The sequence below is a fragment of the Acidovorax sp. FG42 genome (assembly GCF_057809195.1).
This window is the reverse complement of record NZ_JBMDJM010000001.1, coordinates 240,324-254,454: the sequence shown is the minus strand read 5'-3', so window position 1 is coordinate 254,454 and position 14,131 is coordinate 240,324. Positions and strand designations below refer to the sequence as shown.

The 14,131-nt window shown below is 66.8% G+C and carries 13 protein-coding genes and 1 riboswitch; of the genes, 3 read left to right on the top strand and 10 right to left on the bottom strand.

The annotated features are described in order from the left end of the window. Positions 1-53: 53 nt before the first annotated feature. From ACODSM_RS01200 to ACODSM_RS01175, 6 genes are all read right to left on the bottom strand, one after another. Positions 54-2,117 (bottom strand): methyl-accepting chemotaxis protein, encoded by a 2,064-nt coding sequence (locus ACODSM_RS01200; protein ID WP_488804063.1) that lies wholly within the window; start codon positions 2,115-2,117, stop codon positions 54-56. A gap of 159 nt (positions 2,118-2,276) precedes the next feature. Further along, positions 2,277-3,110 (bottom strand): hydroxypyruvate isomerase family protein, encoded by an 834-nt coding sequence (locus ACODSM_RS01195; RefSeq protein WP_488804062.1) that lies wholly within the window; start codon positions 3,108-3,110, stop codon positions 2,277-2,279. A gap of 231 nt (positions 3,111-3,341) precedes the next feature. Next, positions 3,342-4,475 (bottom strand): glycerophosphodiester phosphodiesterase, encoded by a 1,134-nt coding sequence (locus ACODSM_RS01190; RefSeq protein WP_488804061.1) that lies wholly within the window; start codon positions 4,473-4,475, stop codon positions 3,342-3,344. Positions 4,476-4,558: 83 nt separating this feature from the next. Next, positions 4,559-5,143 (bottom strand): methionine biosynthesis protein MetW, encoded by a 585-nt coding sequence (metW, locus tag ACODSM_RS01185; RefSeq protein ID WP_488804060.1) that lies wholly within the window; start codon positions 5,141-5,143, stop codon positions 4,559-4,561. Beyond that, on the bottom strand, positions 5,140-6,270 hold the full coding sequence (gene metX / locus ACODSM_RS01180) for a homoserine O-succinyltransferase MetX (RefSeq protein WP_488804059.1): 1,131 nt from the start codon (positions 6,268-6,270) through the stop codon (positions 5,140-5,142). The genes metW and metX overlap by 4 nt, the downstream gene beginning before the upstream one ends. A gap of 244 nt (positions 6,271-6,514) precedes the next feature. Next, complete coding sequence (locus ACODSM_RS01175) at positions 6,515-7,081, bottom strand: TMEM165/GDT1 family protein (RefSeq protein ID WP_060986052.1); 567 nt, start codon at positions 7,079-7,081, stop codon at positions 6,515-6,517. 9 nt (positions 7,082-7,090) lie between these two features. Continuing rightward, positions 7,091-7,283: riboswitch (yybP-ykoY riboswitch) on the bottom strand. A gap of 245 nt (positions 7,284-7,528) precedes the next feature. Between ACODSM_RS01175 and rbp (ACODSM_RS01170) the strand changes: the two genes are divergently transcribed. Further along, complete coding sequence (gene rbp, locus ACODSM_RS01170) at positions 7,529-7,921, top strand: RNA-binding regulator (RefSeq protein ID WP_488804058.1); 393 nt, start codon at positions 7,529-7,531, stop codon at positions 7,919-7,921. Between the two features lie 272 nt (positions 7,922-8,193). Beyond that, on the top strand, positions 8,194-8,745 hold the full coding sequence (rbp, locus tag ACODSM_RS01165; RefSeq protein ID WP_488804057.1) for an RNA-binding regulator: 552 nt from the start codon (positions 8,194-8,196) through the stop codon (positions 8,743-8,745). Between the two features lie 124 nt (positions 8,746-8,869). Here rbp (ACODSM_RS01165) and ACODSM_RS01160 read toward each other — a convergent pair whose 3' ends face one another. The 4 genes from ACODSM_RS01160 to ACODSM_RS01145 are packed head-to-tail and all read right to left on the bottom strand — an operon-like array spanning position 8,870 to position 11,882. Next, positions 8,870-9,652, bottom strand: coding sequence for an SDR family oxidoreductase (locus ACODSM_RS01160; RefSeq protein WP_488804056.1), 783 nt, complete (start codon positions 9,650-9,652; stop codon positions 8,870-8,872). Between the two features lie 39 nt (positions 9,653-9,691). Then, positions 9,692-10,312 carry an LPS export ABC transporter periplasmic protein LptC gene (gene lptC / locus ACODSM_RS01155; protein ID WP_015016402.1) on the bottom strand — a complete coding sequence of 207 codons (621 nt, stop codon included), beginning with the start codon at positions 10,310-10,312 and terminating at the stop codon, positions 9,692-9,694. Continuing rightward, positions 10,309-10,878 carry a KdsC family phosphatase gene (locus tag ACODSM_RS01150; RefSeq protein ID WP_488804055.1) on the bottom strand — a complete coding sequence of 190 codons (570 nt, stop codon included), beginning with the start codon at positions 10,876-10,878 and terminating at the stop codon, positions 10,309-10,311. The genes lptC and ACODSM_RS01150 overlap by 4 nt, the downstream gene beginning before the upstream one ends. Positions 10,879-10,880: 2 nt before the next feature. Beyond that, positions 10,881-11,882 carry a KpsF/GutQ family sugar-phosphate isomerase gene (locus ACODSM_RS01145; RefSeq protein WP_488804054.1) on the bottom strand — a complete coding sequence of 334 codons (1,002 nt, stop codon included), beginning with the start codon at positions 11,880-11,882 and terminating at the stop codon, positions 10,881-10,883. A gap of 212 nt (positions 11,883-12,094) precedes the next feature. On the opposite strand from ACODSM_RS01145, the gene ACODSM_RS01140 reads away from it, so the two are divergent. After that, positions 12,095-14,080 carry a monovalent cation:proton antiporter family protein gene (locus tag ACODSM_RS01140; protein WP_110960669.1) on the top strand — a complete coding sequence of 662 codons (1,986 nt, stop codon included), beginning with the start codon at positions 12,095-12,097 and terminating at the stop codon, positions 14,078-14,080. The last annotated feature ends 51 nt before the right edge of the window (positions 14,081-14,131 follow it).

Sequence of the window (14,131 nt, the reverse complement as noted above, 5' to 3'; positions counted from 1 at the left end):
CAAGGACTGCAGGCCGCAAACCACCGGATGACCACCCGCTCCGGTGGTGCGCCCTATTGCAGCTGGGCGGGCGCCCGGGCGCCGCTGCCGGGCGCGTGCTGCCCTTCGCCGTCTCCGGTTTGCGCCATGGGCGCAGCCAGGGCCGTGCGGGGGGCGTAGCCCAGGCCGCCCTGGGTGGCTGCGCCATCGCCGCGCGAGAGCTTGAACACCTGCACCGCGCCCGCCAGGCGGGTGGCCTGCTCGCGCAGGCTCTGGGCGGCGGCGGCCGACTGCTCCACGAGCGCAGCGTTCTGCTGGGTCATCTGGTCCAGTTGGTTGACGGCGGTGTTGACCTGGCCGATGCCGTCGGACTGCTCGGTCGATGCGGCGGTGATCTCGCCAATGATGTCGCCCACCCGTTTGACCGAGCCCACGATCTCGTCCATGGTGCTGCCCGCGTTCTGCACCAGGCGCGCGCCCGATTCCACCCGCTCCACCGAGGCGCCGATGAGCGCCTTGATCTCGCGCGCCGCCTCGGCGCTGCGCCCGGCGAGGTTGCGCACCTCGCTGGCCACCACGGCAAAACCCCGGCCCTGTTCACCCGCGCGGGCGGCTTCCACGGCCGCGTTGAGCGCGAGGATGTTGGTCTGGAACGCAATCGAATCGATCACGCCGATGATGTCGGCGATCTTGCGCGAGCTCTGGTTGATGTCGCCCATGGTGGTGACCACCTCGCCCACCACCTGGCCGCCGCGCGCGGCGACCTCGGCAGCGGTGCTGGCCAGCTGGTTGGCCTGGCGGGCAGCGTCGGCCGACTGGCGCACGGTGGAGGTCAGGTGCTCCATGCTCTGTGCGGTCTGCGCCAGGCTGCTGGCCGTGGCCTCGGTGCGGGCCGACAGGTCCTGGTTGCCACTGGCGATCTCGGCACTGGCGGTGGTGATGCTGTCCACCGCATTGCGCACCTGCTGCAGCATCTGTGTGTAGCGCTGGCGCATGCCCTCCACCTCCTGCACCAGCGCACCGATCTCGTCGCGCCGCGTGGTGTGGAAGGCCTCGGTGAGGTCGCCCTGCGCGACCAGCGTGATGGCCTGGGTCAGGTCCTGCAGCGGGCGGCTCACCCCCCGGCGCAGCATGACGAACAGGCCGATGGCCAGCAGCACCACGGCCACGGCCATCAGGCCCCACACGGCCAGCGTGACGCGCCGCTGGCTGGCCATGGCCTCGCCATCGGCCACCTCCGCCACCACCCACCAGCCGCCACCGGTCTTGCGCACCAGCGCCCAGGGGTTCTCGGCGCCGGTACCCAGCACGTCTGCGGCCTCGCGCACAAAGCCGTCTTGCGATGCGGCCAGCGCTTCAAAAAACGGGCGCGCCTGCGGATAGGCCTCCAGCACGCGCTTGCCGCGCGCTGTGGGGTGGTACACAAACACGGCCTGGTCCAGCGAGGTGCCGGGGTTGATCACATATGTGCCGCCGTGTTCGAAGAACTTGGTCTGCGCCACTTGCTTTTGCAGCATGGTGTGGAAAACGCTGATGTCGTTGCCGATGAACAGCAGTGCAATGACCTTGCCCGAGGCGTCCTTGGCGGGCAGGTAGTGGCCCATGAAGGGCTTGCCGTTCACCACCGTGACGCCGGTGTAGGGCTCGCCCTTGGACACCGTAGCGTAGGCCGGGTCGGTGCTGCCGAGCGGTGTGCCCATCTGGCGCTCGCCCTTGTCGTTCTTGACCGAGGTGGTGATGCGCACAAAGTCATCGCCCTTCTTGGCGAACACCGTGGCAATGCCGCCGGTCTCGCTGGCGAATTTGTCGACCGAGCCGTAGTCCTCGTTCACCAGCGCGCCGTAGCTGCGCAGCTCGCCCGAGGCTTCGTCGAGCTGCATGGTGGCCTCGAAGTAGCGCTGGAAGCCCTTCATGGTCAGCTGCACCAGCTCGCGGTTGGTGTTGTCGGCCGCGTCCAGCGACTGCGCCACGCTCTGCGCCGTATCCCCCACGCTCGCCACCACCTGCGCGCGGGTGCTGCGCTCGGTCAGCACGGCAATCGCCAGCCCCACCAGCACCAGCACCAGGGCCACCAGCGCAATGGCGGTCAACGTGACCTGGCGCGCGACGGATCGGTTGTTGGCAAGGGATGCGGGCATGCGGGGTGTCTCCTGAATTGGGATGCGCAAAGCAATGCGCCAAGGAATGCAAAAGCCGACTGGGCCGGTCTGCTTTCACTCTAAGCCCAGCACCTTGTTACATTTATTCACGCATTCCCTTACGCATTCGCGCGTACTGGAGTCGGCCCGCGAAACGATTTAAGCCGGGTGCTGGGGGCCGTTGCGCAGGGCAAGGTCCCGCCAGCCAAGCCCCTGCGATGTCCCTGCCGACGGGCTGTATTCGCAACCCACCCAGCCCGTGTAGCCCAGGGCATCGATAGCGTCGAACAGGAACGGGTAGTGCAGCTCGCCCCGGTCGGGCTCATTGCGCGCAGGCACACCCGCCGCCTGGATGTGGGCCACGCGGCCCGTGGGCAGGTAGCGCTGCAGCTTGCCGTGAAGGTCCCCCTCCACCAGCTGGCAGTGGTACAGGTCCATCAGCACCTTCAGGTGGGGCACCTGGGCCGCATCGAGCAGCTCGTGCGCGTGGTCCTGCCGGTTCAAGAAATAGCGCGGCACATCACGCAGGTTGGTGGGCTCGATGAGGATGTCGCACCCCGCGCGGCCCGCCTGGTCTGCCGCCCAGCGCAGGTTGTCCACGCACAGGGCCTTGAGCGATTCACGCTCCACGCCGGGCGGAACGGTGCCGCACAGCACATTGATGCGGGGGCAGCCCAGCCGTTCGGCATACCGCAGGGCCTCCAGCACGCCGGCGCGAAACTCCGCCTCCCGCCCCGGCTGCGCGGCCAGGCCGCGTGCGCCCTGGTCCCAGGCGTGGGCCATGTCGGCGGGCGCGAACCCGCCCGCGGGGGCATTGAACAGCACCAGCTGCAGGCCGTTGTCCTGCAGCCGGACAGCGATCTCGCGGAGGTCGACAGCGTAGGGAAAGTGCAGCTCCACCGCCCGAAAGCCGTCGCGCGCTGCCGCCGCAAAACGGTCGAGCAAGGGCAGCTCGGGGTACATCAGGCTCAGGTGGGCGGCGAACTGGGGCATGGGTCAACGAGACGACAGTCGAAACCCTGCCAGCTTATCGCGCCGCAGCCCGCAGGCCCCCGCTCGAGGCCTGTCGGGGGCAGATTCAATGCGCTACAGGCCGGTAGCGCTAGTCGATCATGCCCGAGCAGCTATCAAAACAATAGTAAAGATGGTGCAATGAGATGCGCGGCACAGCTGGGAGGGAGCCAGCGCGGGCTTGAGCGCCCCGCGCGGCGCCCCCACCTCTGTCTACTTGGCCCGGCTTCCCGCCGCCAACACGGCCGCACGACCTACCGCCGAGTCGTCGGTGAAGAAGCCGTCGATGCCCGCACGCAGGTAGGCCGTGATCTCGGCCACGCTGTCGCCACGAACGGTGCCATCGGTGGCGGGCGCCTTCTTCAGCCCGGCGGGCAGGAAGGCGTTTTCGGGCCGCAGCGTCCAGATGTGCACCGCCAACCCGGCGGCGTGGGCCTGAGCGACCAGGGGCGTGGGCTCACCCGGCACGCCATCCTTCACCGGCACCACCAGGGTCTTGAACGGACCGATGGCGTTGGCGTAGGTGGCCACTTGCTTCAGGCCCTCGGGCGTGATCAGGTCGGCATAGCCGCGCGTGTTGGCCGCGCCCTGGGCCACAAAGTCATAAGGCCGGCCGGATGGCGCGACCAGCTGCACCAGGCGCACGCTGCTGAGCTTGCGGATCGCCTGCAGGTTGCTGACCTCGAACGACTGCACGAACACGGGCGCGTCTTTGTGGTTCCAGCCGTTTTTCTCCAGCGCGGCCAGCAGCGGTGCCTCCAGCGGCAGGCCGATGGACTGGAAGTAGGTGGGGTGTTTGGTCTCGGGGTAGATGCCGATGGTCCTGCCCGTCTTCGCGCTCTGGGCCTTGGCCAGGTCAATCACTTCCTGCAAGGTGGGCACCTCGAACTGGCCGTTGTAGGCCACGTTGGCCGGGCGCTGCGCGGGGATGCGCTCGCGGGCACGCAGGGTTTTCAGCTCGGCCAGCGTGAAGTCTTCGGTAAACCAGCCGGTGATGGCCTGGCCGTCGATGGTCTTGGTGGTTTTACGGCCTGCGAACTCGGGGCGGTCCACCACGTCGGTGGTGGCTTCCTTCACCGAGCCGTCGGCGTTCAGGATGGCGATGGCGTTCTCGTGCCGGGCCACCAGCACGCCGTCCTTGGTGATCACCAGGTCGGGCTCGATGATGTCGGCGCCGTCGTCAATGGCCTTCTGGTACGCGGCCAGCGTGTGCTCGGGCCGCAGGGCCGAAGCGCCCCGGTGGGCAATCACGGTGGGGGTGGGTGGCCATGCCTGGGCCACGGCGCCCAGCGCCCAGGTGGTGAGCAGCGCGGCAGCGGTCACGGCGCGCAGTGCAATGCGTTTCATGCGGGTCTCCTACAAACGGAGCCCGCACCTTAGCCGATGCCGTTGACAGCGGCGTGTCGCCAGGGCGCACACACCCACAAGGGCTATGCGTGTTCGAAGTGAAAGACGGCCGTTCCCGCGCGCGCGTTGGGGAGCCAGCGCACCTCTTGCCCATCCTGCAGCCCAAAGGAGTCCAGGATGCGCAGGCTGTTCTTGGTGGCCAGCACCTCGAAGTCCTTGTACGTGCCCACGCGGATGTTGGGCGTGTCGTACCACTGGTAGGGCAGGCGCCGCGTCACGGGCATGCGCCCGCGCAGGATGGACAGGCGGTTGGGCCAGTGCGCAAAGTTGGGGAAGGCCACCACGCCGGTGCGGCCCACACGCGCCGTCTCGCGCAGCATGGTTTCGGCATTGCGCAGGTGCTGAAGCGTGTCGATCTGCAGCACCACGTCAAAGCTGTTGTCGCCAAACATGGCCAGCCCCTCGTCGAGGTTGAGCTGGATCACATCCACCCCGCGCTGCACGCAGGCCAGCACATTGGCGTCGTCGATCTCCACGCCGTAGCCGCTGCAGCCGCGCTCGCGCTGCAGGTAGTCGAGCATGGCGCCGTTGCCACAGCCCAGGTCGAGCACGCGCGAGCCGGGGGGCACCAAGCGCGCCAGGGCTTGCATTGCCGCTTTGTCCGTCATGCTTGCAACTCCTTGGCAATGCTATCGAAGTAAGAGCGCATCACGCCCATGTAGCGGGCGTCATCCAGCAAAAAGGCATCATGCCCGTGCGGTGCGTCGATCTCGGCGTAGCTCACGCTGCGGCGGTTGTCGAGCAGGGCCTTGACGATCTCGCGGCTGCGCTGGGGCGAAAAGCGCCAGTCGGTGGTGAAGCTCACGAGCAGGAACTTGGCCTGCGCCCGGGCCAGGGCGCGTGTGAGGTTGCCGGCATGCGCGCGGGCGGGGTCGAAGTAGTCGAGCGCGCGGGTGATCAGCAAGTAGGTGTTGGCGTCGAAGTAGTCGCTGAACTTGTCGCCCTGGTAGCGCAGGTAGCTTTCGATCTGGAACTCGATGTCCTGGGTGCTGTATTTCAGGTCGATGCCTTCGCGCAACTGCCGGCCGAATTTTTCGTTCATCACGTCGTCGCTGAGGTACGTGATGTGGCCGATCATGCGGGCGATGCGCAGGCCCCGCTTGGGGATCACGCCGTGGCGGTAGAAGTGACCGCCGTGAAAGTCCGGGTCGGTCACGATGGCGCGGCGGGCGACTTCGTTGAAGGCGATGTTCTCGGCCGTGAGGTTGGGCGCGCTGGCCACCACCACGGCGTGGCGCATGCGCTCGGGGTACTGCAGCGTCCAGCTGAGCGCCTGCATGCCGCCCAGGCTGCCGCCCAGCACAGCAGCGAGTTGCGTGATGCCCAGACGATCGAGCAGGCGGGCCTGGGCGTTGACCCAGTCTTCCACCGTGACCACCGGAAAGTCCGCGCCGTAGACCTCGCCCGTGTCCGGGTGCGGGTGCATGGGGCCGGTGGAGCCGAAGCAGGAGCCCAGGTTGTTGACGCCAATGACAAAGAAGCGGTCGGTGTCCACGGGCTTGCCGGGGCCGATCATGTTGTCCCACCAGCCTTCGCTCTTGTCCTGCCCGGCGTACACGCCCGCCACGTGGTGCGAGGCGTTGAGGGCATGGCACACGAGCACGGCGTTGGAGCGGTCGGCATTGAGCGTGCCGTAGGTCTCGTAGGCCAGGTGGTAGTCGCGGATGGACGCGCCGCTTTGCAGCGGGAGCACCTCCGGGAAATGCATGGACTGGGGTGTGGCGATGAACGACATAGTTGGAACGGGTAAGCCCTCACGTTCCACCGCTTGCAACCGCCGCAGCCCCCTGGGGAGCTGCTGTCGCCGAGGACAAACCTCGGCAAAAAAATACCCGGCGTCGCTAAAAACGAGGCCGGGCAGGTGTGTCGGACGGGTCTTTAGCAGAATTTATAAAGCGCCCGCAAGCTGTGGCAAATCGGCGCATCTGGCAAATATACCAAAGCAGCGCCGCGTCGCCCAGCCCGTTGATCGGTTCAGATCAGGCTGCCGACGAAAAAATGGCCAGCAGGCCGAGCACCAGAAAGATCGCGGCAGACACCAGGTGCACCGCGCGAATGGGCACTTTGCGCGTGATGCGCTCGCCCAGCCAGACCACCGGCGCATTGGCCAGCATCATGCCCAGCGTGGTGCCCGCCACCACCCACAGATAGGCGTTGTATTTGGCGGCCAGCATGACGGTGGCGATCTGGGTCTTGTCGCCCATCTCGGCCAGGAAGAACGCGACCACCGTGGTGCCGAACACGCCCCAGCGCGGGGAGCCGTCAGCTTCGCCTTCGTCCAGCTTGTCAGGGATCAGCATCCAGATTGCCATAGCGATGAACGAGGCGCCCAGAATCCAGCGCAGTACCTGCGGGCCGAGGAAGGTGGTCACCCACGCGCCGACAGCGCCGGCCAGGCCGTGGTTGACCAGTGTGGCAACCAGGATGCCCAGCACGATGGGCCAGGGTTTGCGAAAACGGGCTGCCAGTACGAGCGCGAGCAGCTGGGTCTTGTCGCCCATCTCGGCAAGCGCGACGATGGCGGTGGAAATGAAGAAGGCTTCCATGGGGGAGGGGGTCCTATCCGGCCGGATGGGTGGAAAACGCATTGACTGCACCCCGACTCCGGCCATGTGGATCGGTTTGCAGTCAATGGTCTCGCCCAGCTCAAAAGCCGCATACGCCATAGGTTTCCAAGAACCCAAGTGTGTTGACGCATGCCCCCGGCGCATTGCGCGGCCGGGCGGGCTACTCCCCAAAGACTGGCGGATTTTACCCTATGGTTTGCCCTGAAATTCACCGAAAAACCACGCTTGCCCGGTGTTTTGGGCCCATTTACCCAGAAATAAACCCCCACGGGCACCATAAAGTGATTAATAATGGTTTCGCTTTTCTGTTCGCAGAATGGCAGTTAGCTTAGCGGTGAATGGTCAGTTTCGCGTCTTTGAAGTCGTCACAGGTTTGTTGATTGCGTCGGGCTCCATCGCGTTTTTGTGTTTTTTCAGGAGTCCTTCATGGGCAACAAACTTTACGTGGGCAACCTGCCCTACTCTTTCCGCGACGAAGATCTGCAGCAGACCTTCAGCCAGTACGGCTCGGTTGGCAGCGCCAAGGTCATGATGGAACGTGACACCGGCCGCTCCAAGGGTTTCGGCTTCGTCGAAATGGGTAGCGATGCTGAAGCCCAAGCCGCCATCCAAGGCGTGCATGGCCAAAACTACGGCGGCCGTGACCTGGTGGTCAACGAAGCCCGTCCGATGGAACCCCGTGCTCCCCGTAGCGGTGGCTTCGGCGGTGGCAATGGCGGCGGTGGCAATGGCGGCGGCGGTTACGGCGGTGGCCGTAGCGGCGGCGGCTACGGTGGTGGCGGCGGTGGTGGTTACGGCGGTGGCCGCAACAGCTACTAATAAGTCCTCAGCAGCATTCCCCCAGGGTCTGCTGACGGCATAAAAAGGAGCCTTCGGGCTCCTTTTTGCGTTCTGGCGCAGCATGGGCGCCACAGCACGCAAAGCCCCTTGCTTTTTCCGCAAAAGTGTGGCGCATAATGGCTTTGCGGGCTTTGCCTGCGTTTCAAGTTTGCGGTGATCCGTCAGTTTCGCGCTGAGAGCGTCATTGAGATTAGCTGGCTGCGTTTTGGGGACTCCATCGCTTTATCCATGTGTTTTTGAGGAGTCCCTCGATGGGCAACAAACTGTACGTCGGCAACCTGCCTTACTCGGTGCGCGACGGTGATCTGGAACAGGCCTTCGGCCAGTTCGGTGCCGTGACCAGCGCCAAGGTCATGATGGAGCGCGACACGGGTCGCTCCAAAGGCTTCGGCTTTGTGGAGATGGGCAGCGACGCAGAAGCCCAGGCTGCCATCAACGGCATGAACGGCCAGCCCCTCGGCGGCCGCAGCATTGTGGTCAACGAAGCCCGACCCATGGAGCCACGCCCACCCCGCAGTGGTGGTTTTGGCGGCGGTGGCGGCGGCTACGGCGGTGGTGGCCGCAGTGGTGGTGGCGGCTACGGCGGCGGCCGTGAAGGCGGCGGTGGCTATGGTGGTGGCCGCGAGGGCGGTGGCGGTGGTTACGGCGGTGGCCGTGACGGTGGCGGCGGCTACGGCGGCGGTGGCCGCAGCGAAGGGGGCTTCCGCAGCCCGTACGGTTCAGGCTCGCGCAACGGCGGAGGCGGTGGCCGCAGTGGCGGTGGTGGCGGCTACGGTGGCGGTGGCAACAACGGCGGCTACTAAGTCACACCTCCGTTTTTTCTGTCAAAAGGGCCCTCAGGGGCCCTTTTTCATGGCGGCTGCACGTCGAGGTAGCCATCCATCGCCCCTGCTGGCGCCTTGAGGCTCCTCGTGCAAGCCCTGTCCCTCACTGCATTTCGCTTTGGCGGCGCTTGCGCGGGCGGCCCGTCAGCACCTTGTCAAACAAGGGGTTGGGCAGCATGCGCAGCAGCTTGGCAACCACGCCCATCTGCCAGGGGATGACCCGGTAGCTCACGCCCGCCTGAATGGTGCGAAACGCCCGGTCGGCAAAATCGGCAGGCTGCATCAAAAACGGCATGCTGTAGCGATTCTGCTGCGTGAGGGGGGTGTCGATGTAGCCCGGCGACACCGTCACCACGCGCACGCCATGGGGGCGCAATTCACCGCGCAGGCTTTCGCAATAGCTGATGACCGCCGCCTTGCTGGCGCAATACGCGCCATGGCCCGGCAGGCCGCGGATGCCGGCCACGCTGCCAATGCCCACCAGGGTGCCGCTGCCGCGCTGCACCATGGCATCCACAAACGGCTGGAAGGTGGCCGCCATGCCGATGTTGTTGGTGGCAAAGGTGCGGGCCATGACGTCGATGTCGCTCAGCACGGCCGTGTCCATGCCCACGCTGATGCCCGCGTTGGCAATCACCACATCCGGCACCCCCTGGCGTGCGATGCAGTCACGCCCCGCAGCGACGATGCTGTCAGTCACCGACACATCGGCACTATAAATTTCATAGCCATCAGGGCTTATTCCTTGTGCGCTTGCCCATGTTTTGACCTCTGAGGTACGCCGAGCCACCAGCGCCAGGCGGAATCCCGCCTGGTGGTAGCGGTGGGCCAAGGCCTGGCCGATGCCGCTGGAGGCGCCGGTGATGAAGACAAGGGGTTGGGTCATGTGCGTTCCGGCTGTGGCGGCAAACGGGGTGGCGTGGGGCTATCGCGTGGTGCCCGGCAGGATCATGCCGCGCACGCGCCCGCGCAGTTGCAGCACCTGGTCGAGGTTGTCGTAGTCCATGCTGTCGGCGGTGAAGCGGTCGTTGCCGCGGGTGAGCGTGACCGGCTGGTCCGAGCGCACCCGCTCGGTGTTGGTGAAGGCGTGCAGAAACTCGCCCCGGAACTCCATGCGGGGCTGCGCCGCCGCCCCGGGCTTGGCGGGCAGCGGTTCACGCGTGACGATGGCATTGCCGAACAACTGCACTTCAGAGCCATCGGCATTGCTCAGGGCCCGGTTGGCGGTGGCCACGGTGACCCGGCCATCGAGGCTGACCGAGCGCATGCGGACCTGGTCGATTTCCAGCGTGTCGGTGTCGGGGTAGTGGCGCGCCTCGTCGCCCTGCACCTCGCTTTGCAGGCGGCCTGTGGCGTCGAAGGTCTTCACCGAAAAGGACTTCATGAAATAGTCCGGCTGGTGCTTCACGGGCCGGTCGATGGCGGGCAACTGGGGCATAGGCGCGTTGCGCACCAGCCACCAGGTGCCCAGCGCCAGCAGGCCCATCAGCACGACGGGCAGGTAGATCGAGAGCTGGTCCCAGCCCTGGCGGATCACGCGGATCATGCGGTGTAGTCCGCCAGCAGTGCCGCATAGCGGCCCGTGGCCACCAGCAGCAGATCGCACAGCTCGCGCGCCGCACCGTCGCCCCCGCGCGCCTGGGTGACGAAGTGGGCCGCGTGGCGCACCTCGGTCTGGGCATTGGCGGGCGCGCAGGCAAAGGCGCAGCGGCACATGACGGGCAGGTCGGGCCAGTCGTCGCCCATGGCTGCGGCCTGCGCCCAGGTCAGGCCCAGGGTGACCAGCATCTGCTCGGCGGCGGGGCGCTTGTCTTCGGTGCCGAACACGGCGTGCTCCACGCCCAGGGCCTTCAGACGCAGGCGCAGCGGGGCAGAGTCGCGGCCGGTGATCACGGCGGGGGTGATGCCGGCCTTTTGCAGCAACTTGAGGCCGTGGCCGTCCAGGGTGTTGAAGCGCTTGATCGTCTCGCCCGTTTCGCTGAAGTACAGGCCACCGTCAGTGAGCACACCGTCCACGTCGAAAAAGGCCACGCGCACGCCCTGAGCGCGCAGCAGCAGTTCAGGGTCGATCTGCAGGGCAGGAGAGGGAGAGGTCTGCGGAACCAGCGCCATCGTCAGATCACCTTCGCCCGCATCAGGTCGCCGATGTGCACCACGCCCACCAGCACGCCCGCTGCGTCCACCACCAGCACGCTGGTGATGGCGTGGGCCTCTATCATTTCGGCGGCGTCCACGGCCAGCGCGTCGGGCGCAATGCGGCGCGGGTTGGCGTGCATGACCTGGGCGGCGGTTGTAGACCGCAGGTCTGCGCCGGCCTCGATGCGGCGGCGCAGGTCGCCGTCGGTGAAGATGCCCAGCACCTGCCCGGTGGCATCGACGATGGCCGAAGCGCCCAGGCCCTTGGCGCTCATCTCGCGCATGAGGTCGCTGAACGAAGCGTCAGGCGCCACGCGCGGCACCTCGGTGCCCGAGCGCATCACATCGCTCACATGGGTGAGCAGCTTGCGGCCCAGCGCACCGCCGGGGTGCGAGCGGGCAAAGTCTTCGGGGCGGAAGCCCCGGGCGTCCAGCAGGGCTACGGCCAGCGCGTCGCCCATGGCGATCTGGGCCGTGGTGCTCGTTGTGGGCGCAAGGTTGTGCGGGCAGGCTTCGCGCTCCACACCGCAGTCGAGCACGATGTCCGCATGGCGCGCCAACGTGGACTGCAGCCCGCCGGTCATCGCAATCAAAGGCACGCCCAGCCGCTTGATCACGGGCAGGATGGCGGTCACTTCACCCACTTCGCCGCTGTTGGACAGTGCCAGCACCACGTCACTCGGCGTGACCATGCCCAGGTCACCATGGCTGGCTTCGCCGGGGTGCACAAAAAACGCGGGGGTACCAGTCGACGCGAGCGTGGCCGCAATCTTGCGGCCCACATGGCCACTTTTTCCCATGCCCATCACCACCACACGGCCCCGGGTCTGCAGCACCATCTGCACCGCCTGGGCAAACACCTTGTCCACGCGGTTTGACAGGGCGGTTAATGCCGCCGCCTCGATGTCGAAGGTCTCGCGGGCCAGGCGCAGGGCCTGATCAGCGTCAAAAGGGGGCAGCGCGGCGGGGGCGGGAGTCATGCATGGATTCTATCGACCGGGCATGCTGGTCGGGCCGTGCAACCTCCCAAGTCCACTGGCACGGTCCGTGCATCCAGCCCACAAAGCCTTCGCCCCGCCCCCAAGGCTGCGAGACCTGCGCGCACGGCCACGCAGCGGCGGCCTGCAGCCCCGGCCAATGGCTTGCTTGAATCCTGTGTTACACAACTCAAGCCTCGGATAGCATCGAACCCATGTCTTCTCTTGCCCTCACACTGCTTTACCTGCTGGCCGCGGTGCTGGGCGTGGTGACCTGTCGCAGCCTCAAGCTGCCGCCCATGCTGGGCTACCTGGCGGCCGGGGTGCTCATCGGGCCGCATGCGCTGGCACTGGCGCAGAACTCTGAAGGCGTACGCCACCTGGGCGAGTTCGGGGTGGTGTTCCTGATGTTTGCCATTGGGCTGGAGTTCAGCCTGCCCAAGCTGCGCGCCATGCGCAAGCAGGTGTTTGGCCTGGGGCTGATGCAGGTGGTGCTGACGATGGCCGTGGTGTCCGGCTTGGCGCTGGTGCTGTCGCGCTGGGCGGGCGGGGTGTGGGACATGGGCTGGCAGACGGCGCTGGCGCTGTCGGGCGTGATGGCGATGAGCAGCACGGCGATTGTGGTCAAACTCATGGCCGAGCGGGCCGAGTTGGAGAGCGAACACGGCCGGCGCGTGATGGGCATCCTGCTGTTCCAGGACCTGGCCGTGGTGCCGCTGCTGGTGCTCATCCCCGCGCTCGGGTCGTCGCCCGACCAGTTGCTGACCTCGCTGGGCTGGGCGCTGATCAAGGCCACGGTACTGGTGGGCCTGCTGCTCACCGGCGGCCAGCGGCTGATGCGCTGGTGGCTCACGCTGGTCGCGCGGCGCAAGAGCGACGAGCTGTTCATGCTGAATCTGCTGCTGATCACGCTGGGCCTGGCCTGGCTGACCGAGCTGGCGGGGCTGAGCCTGGCACTGGGCGCCTTCATTGCGGGCGTGCTGGTGTCCGAGACCGAATACCGCCACCAGGTGGGCACGGACATCCGGCCCTTTCACGATGTGCTACTGGGCCTGTTTTTCATCACCATCGGGATGATGCTGGACTGGCACATCCTGGTGGACCGCTGGGCGCTGGTGCTGATGCTGCTCACCGTGCCGCTGGTGCTCAAGCTGGGGATCATCCTGGTGCTGGCGCGGGGCATGGGTGCGACCACCGGCGTGGCGCTGCGCACCGGGCTGTACCTGGCGCAGGCGGGCGAGTTCGGCTTTGTGCTGCTGTCGCTCACGCAAAGCAACGGGCTGGTGCAACCGGCGCTGATGAACCCCATCCTGGCGGCCATGGTGCTGTCCATGCTGGCTACGCCCTTCCTCATCATGTACAGCAACCGCATCGTGATGAAGCTGGTGGCCAGCGACTGGCTGCAGCAGTCGCTGCAGATGACATCGATTGCGCGCAAATCCATCAACACCAGCAAGCACGTGATCATCTGCGGCTATGGCCGCTGCGGACAGAACCTGGCGCGCATGCTGGAGCACGAGGGCATCCCCTACATGGCGCTGGACCTGGACCCGGACCGCGTGCGCCAGGCGGCCGCGGCCGGTGATTCGGTGGTGTATGGCGACGCGACCCGTCTGCAGGCGCTGATGGCCGCCGGCCTGGTGCGTGCCAGCGCCGTGGCCGTGACCTATATCGACGTGCCCGCCGCGCTGAAGGTGCTGGCCAACGCCCGGTCACACGCGCCGCAGGTGCCGGTGGTGGTGCGCACGCAGGACGACCTGTACCTGGACAAGCTGCAGGAGGCCGGTGCGACCGAGGTGGTGCCCGAAGCCATCGAGGGCTCGCTCATGCTCGCCAGCCACGCCCTGGCCCTGGTGGGTGTGCCCATGCGCCGCGTGCTGCGGCTGGTGCAGGACCAGCGCGACGCTCGCTACAACCTGCTGCGCGGCTACTTCCACGGCGCGGACGACGACACGGTGAACGAGCGCGACCAGGAGCGCCTGTCCACCATCAACCTGCCCCCCGGCTCCACGGCCCTCGGCCGCAGCCTGGGCCAGCTGGCCCTGCCGGCCATGGGCGTGCGCGTGGTCAACCTGCGGCGCGGCAATGGCCATGTGAGCGCGGCGGTGGACGAGGCCCTGCTGGCCGAAGGTGACACGCTGGTGCTGTCGGGCCACCCGGCTGCACTGGCGCTCGCAGAAGACAAGCTGCTGAAAGGCTGACCAGCTGACCAGCCTGGGGCACGCCGCTGGCAGCTCAGCGGGGGGGCTGGG

Bases quoted from the DNA above. Each gene is read 5' to 3' on its own strand.
- ACODSM_RS01200 (WP_488804063.1), bottom strand. From the start codon at position 2,117: ATGCCCGCATCCCTTGCCAACAACCGATCCGTCGCGCGCCAGGTCACG.
- ACODSM_RS01195 (WP_488804062.1), bottom strand. From the start codon at position 3,110: ATGCCCCAGTTCGCCGCCCACCTGAGCCTGATGTACCCCGAGCTGCCC.
- ACODSM_RS01190 (WP_488804061.1), bottom strand. From the start codon at position 4,475: ATGAAACGCATTGCACTGCGCGCCGTGACCGCTGCCGCGCTGCTCACC.
- metW (WP_488804060.1), bottom strand. From the start codon at position 5,143: ATGACGGACAAAGCGGCAATGCAAGCCCTGGCGCGCTTGGTGCCCCCC.
- metX (WP_488804059.1), bottom strand. From the start codon at position 6,270: ATGTCGTTCATCGCCACACCCCAGTCCATGCATTTCCCGGAGGTGCTC.
- ACODSM_RS01175 (WP_060986052.1), bottom strand. From the start codon at position 7,081: ATGGAAGCCTTCTTCATTTCCACCGCCATCGTCGCGCTTGCCGAGATG.
- rbp (WP_488804058.1), top strand. From the start codon at position 7,529: ATGGGCAACAAACTTTACGTGGGCAACCTGCCCTACTCTTTCCGCGAC.
- rbp (WP_488804057.1), top strand. From the start codon at position 8,194: ATGGGCAACAAACTGTACGTCGGCAACCTGCCTTACTCGGTGCGCGAC.
- ACODSM_RS01160 (WP_488804056.1), bottom strand. From the start codon at position 9,652: ATGACCCAACCCCTTGTCTTCATCACCGGCGCCTCCAGCGGCATCGGC.
- lptC (WP_015016402.1), bottom strand. From the start codon at position 10,312: ATGATCCGCGTGATCCGCCAGGGCTGGGACCAGCTCTCGATCTACCTG.
- ACODSM_RS01150 (WP_488804055.1), bottom strand. From the start codon at position 10,878: ATGGCGCTGGTTCCGCAGACCTCTCCCTCTCCTGCCCTGCAGATCGAC.
- ACODSM_RS01145 (WP_488804054.1), bottom strand. From the start codon at position 11,882: ATGACTCCCGCCCCCGCCGCGCTGCCCCCTTTTGACGCTGATCAGGCC.
- ACODSM_RS01140 (WP_110960669.1), top strand. From the start codon at position 12,095: ATGTCTTCTCTTGCCCTCACACTGCTTTACCTGCTGGCCGCGGTGCTG.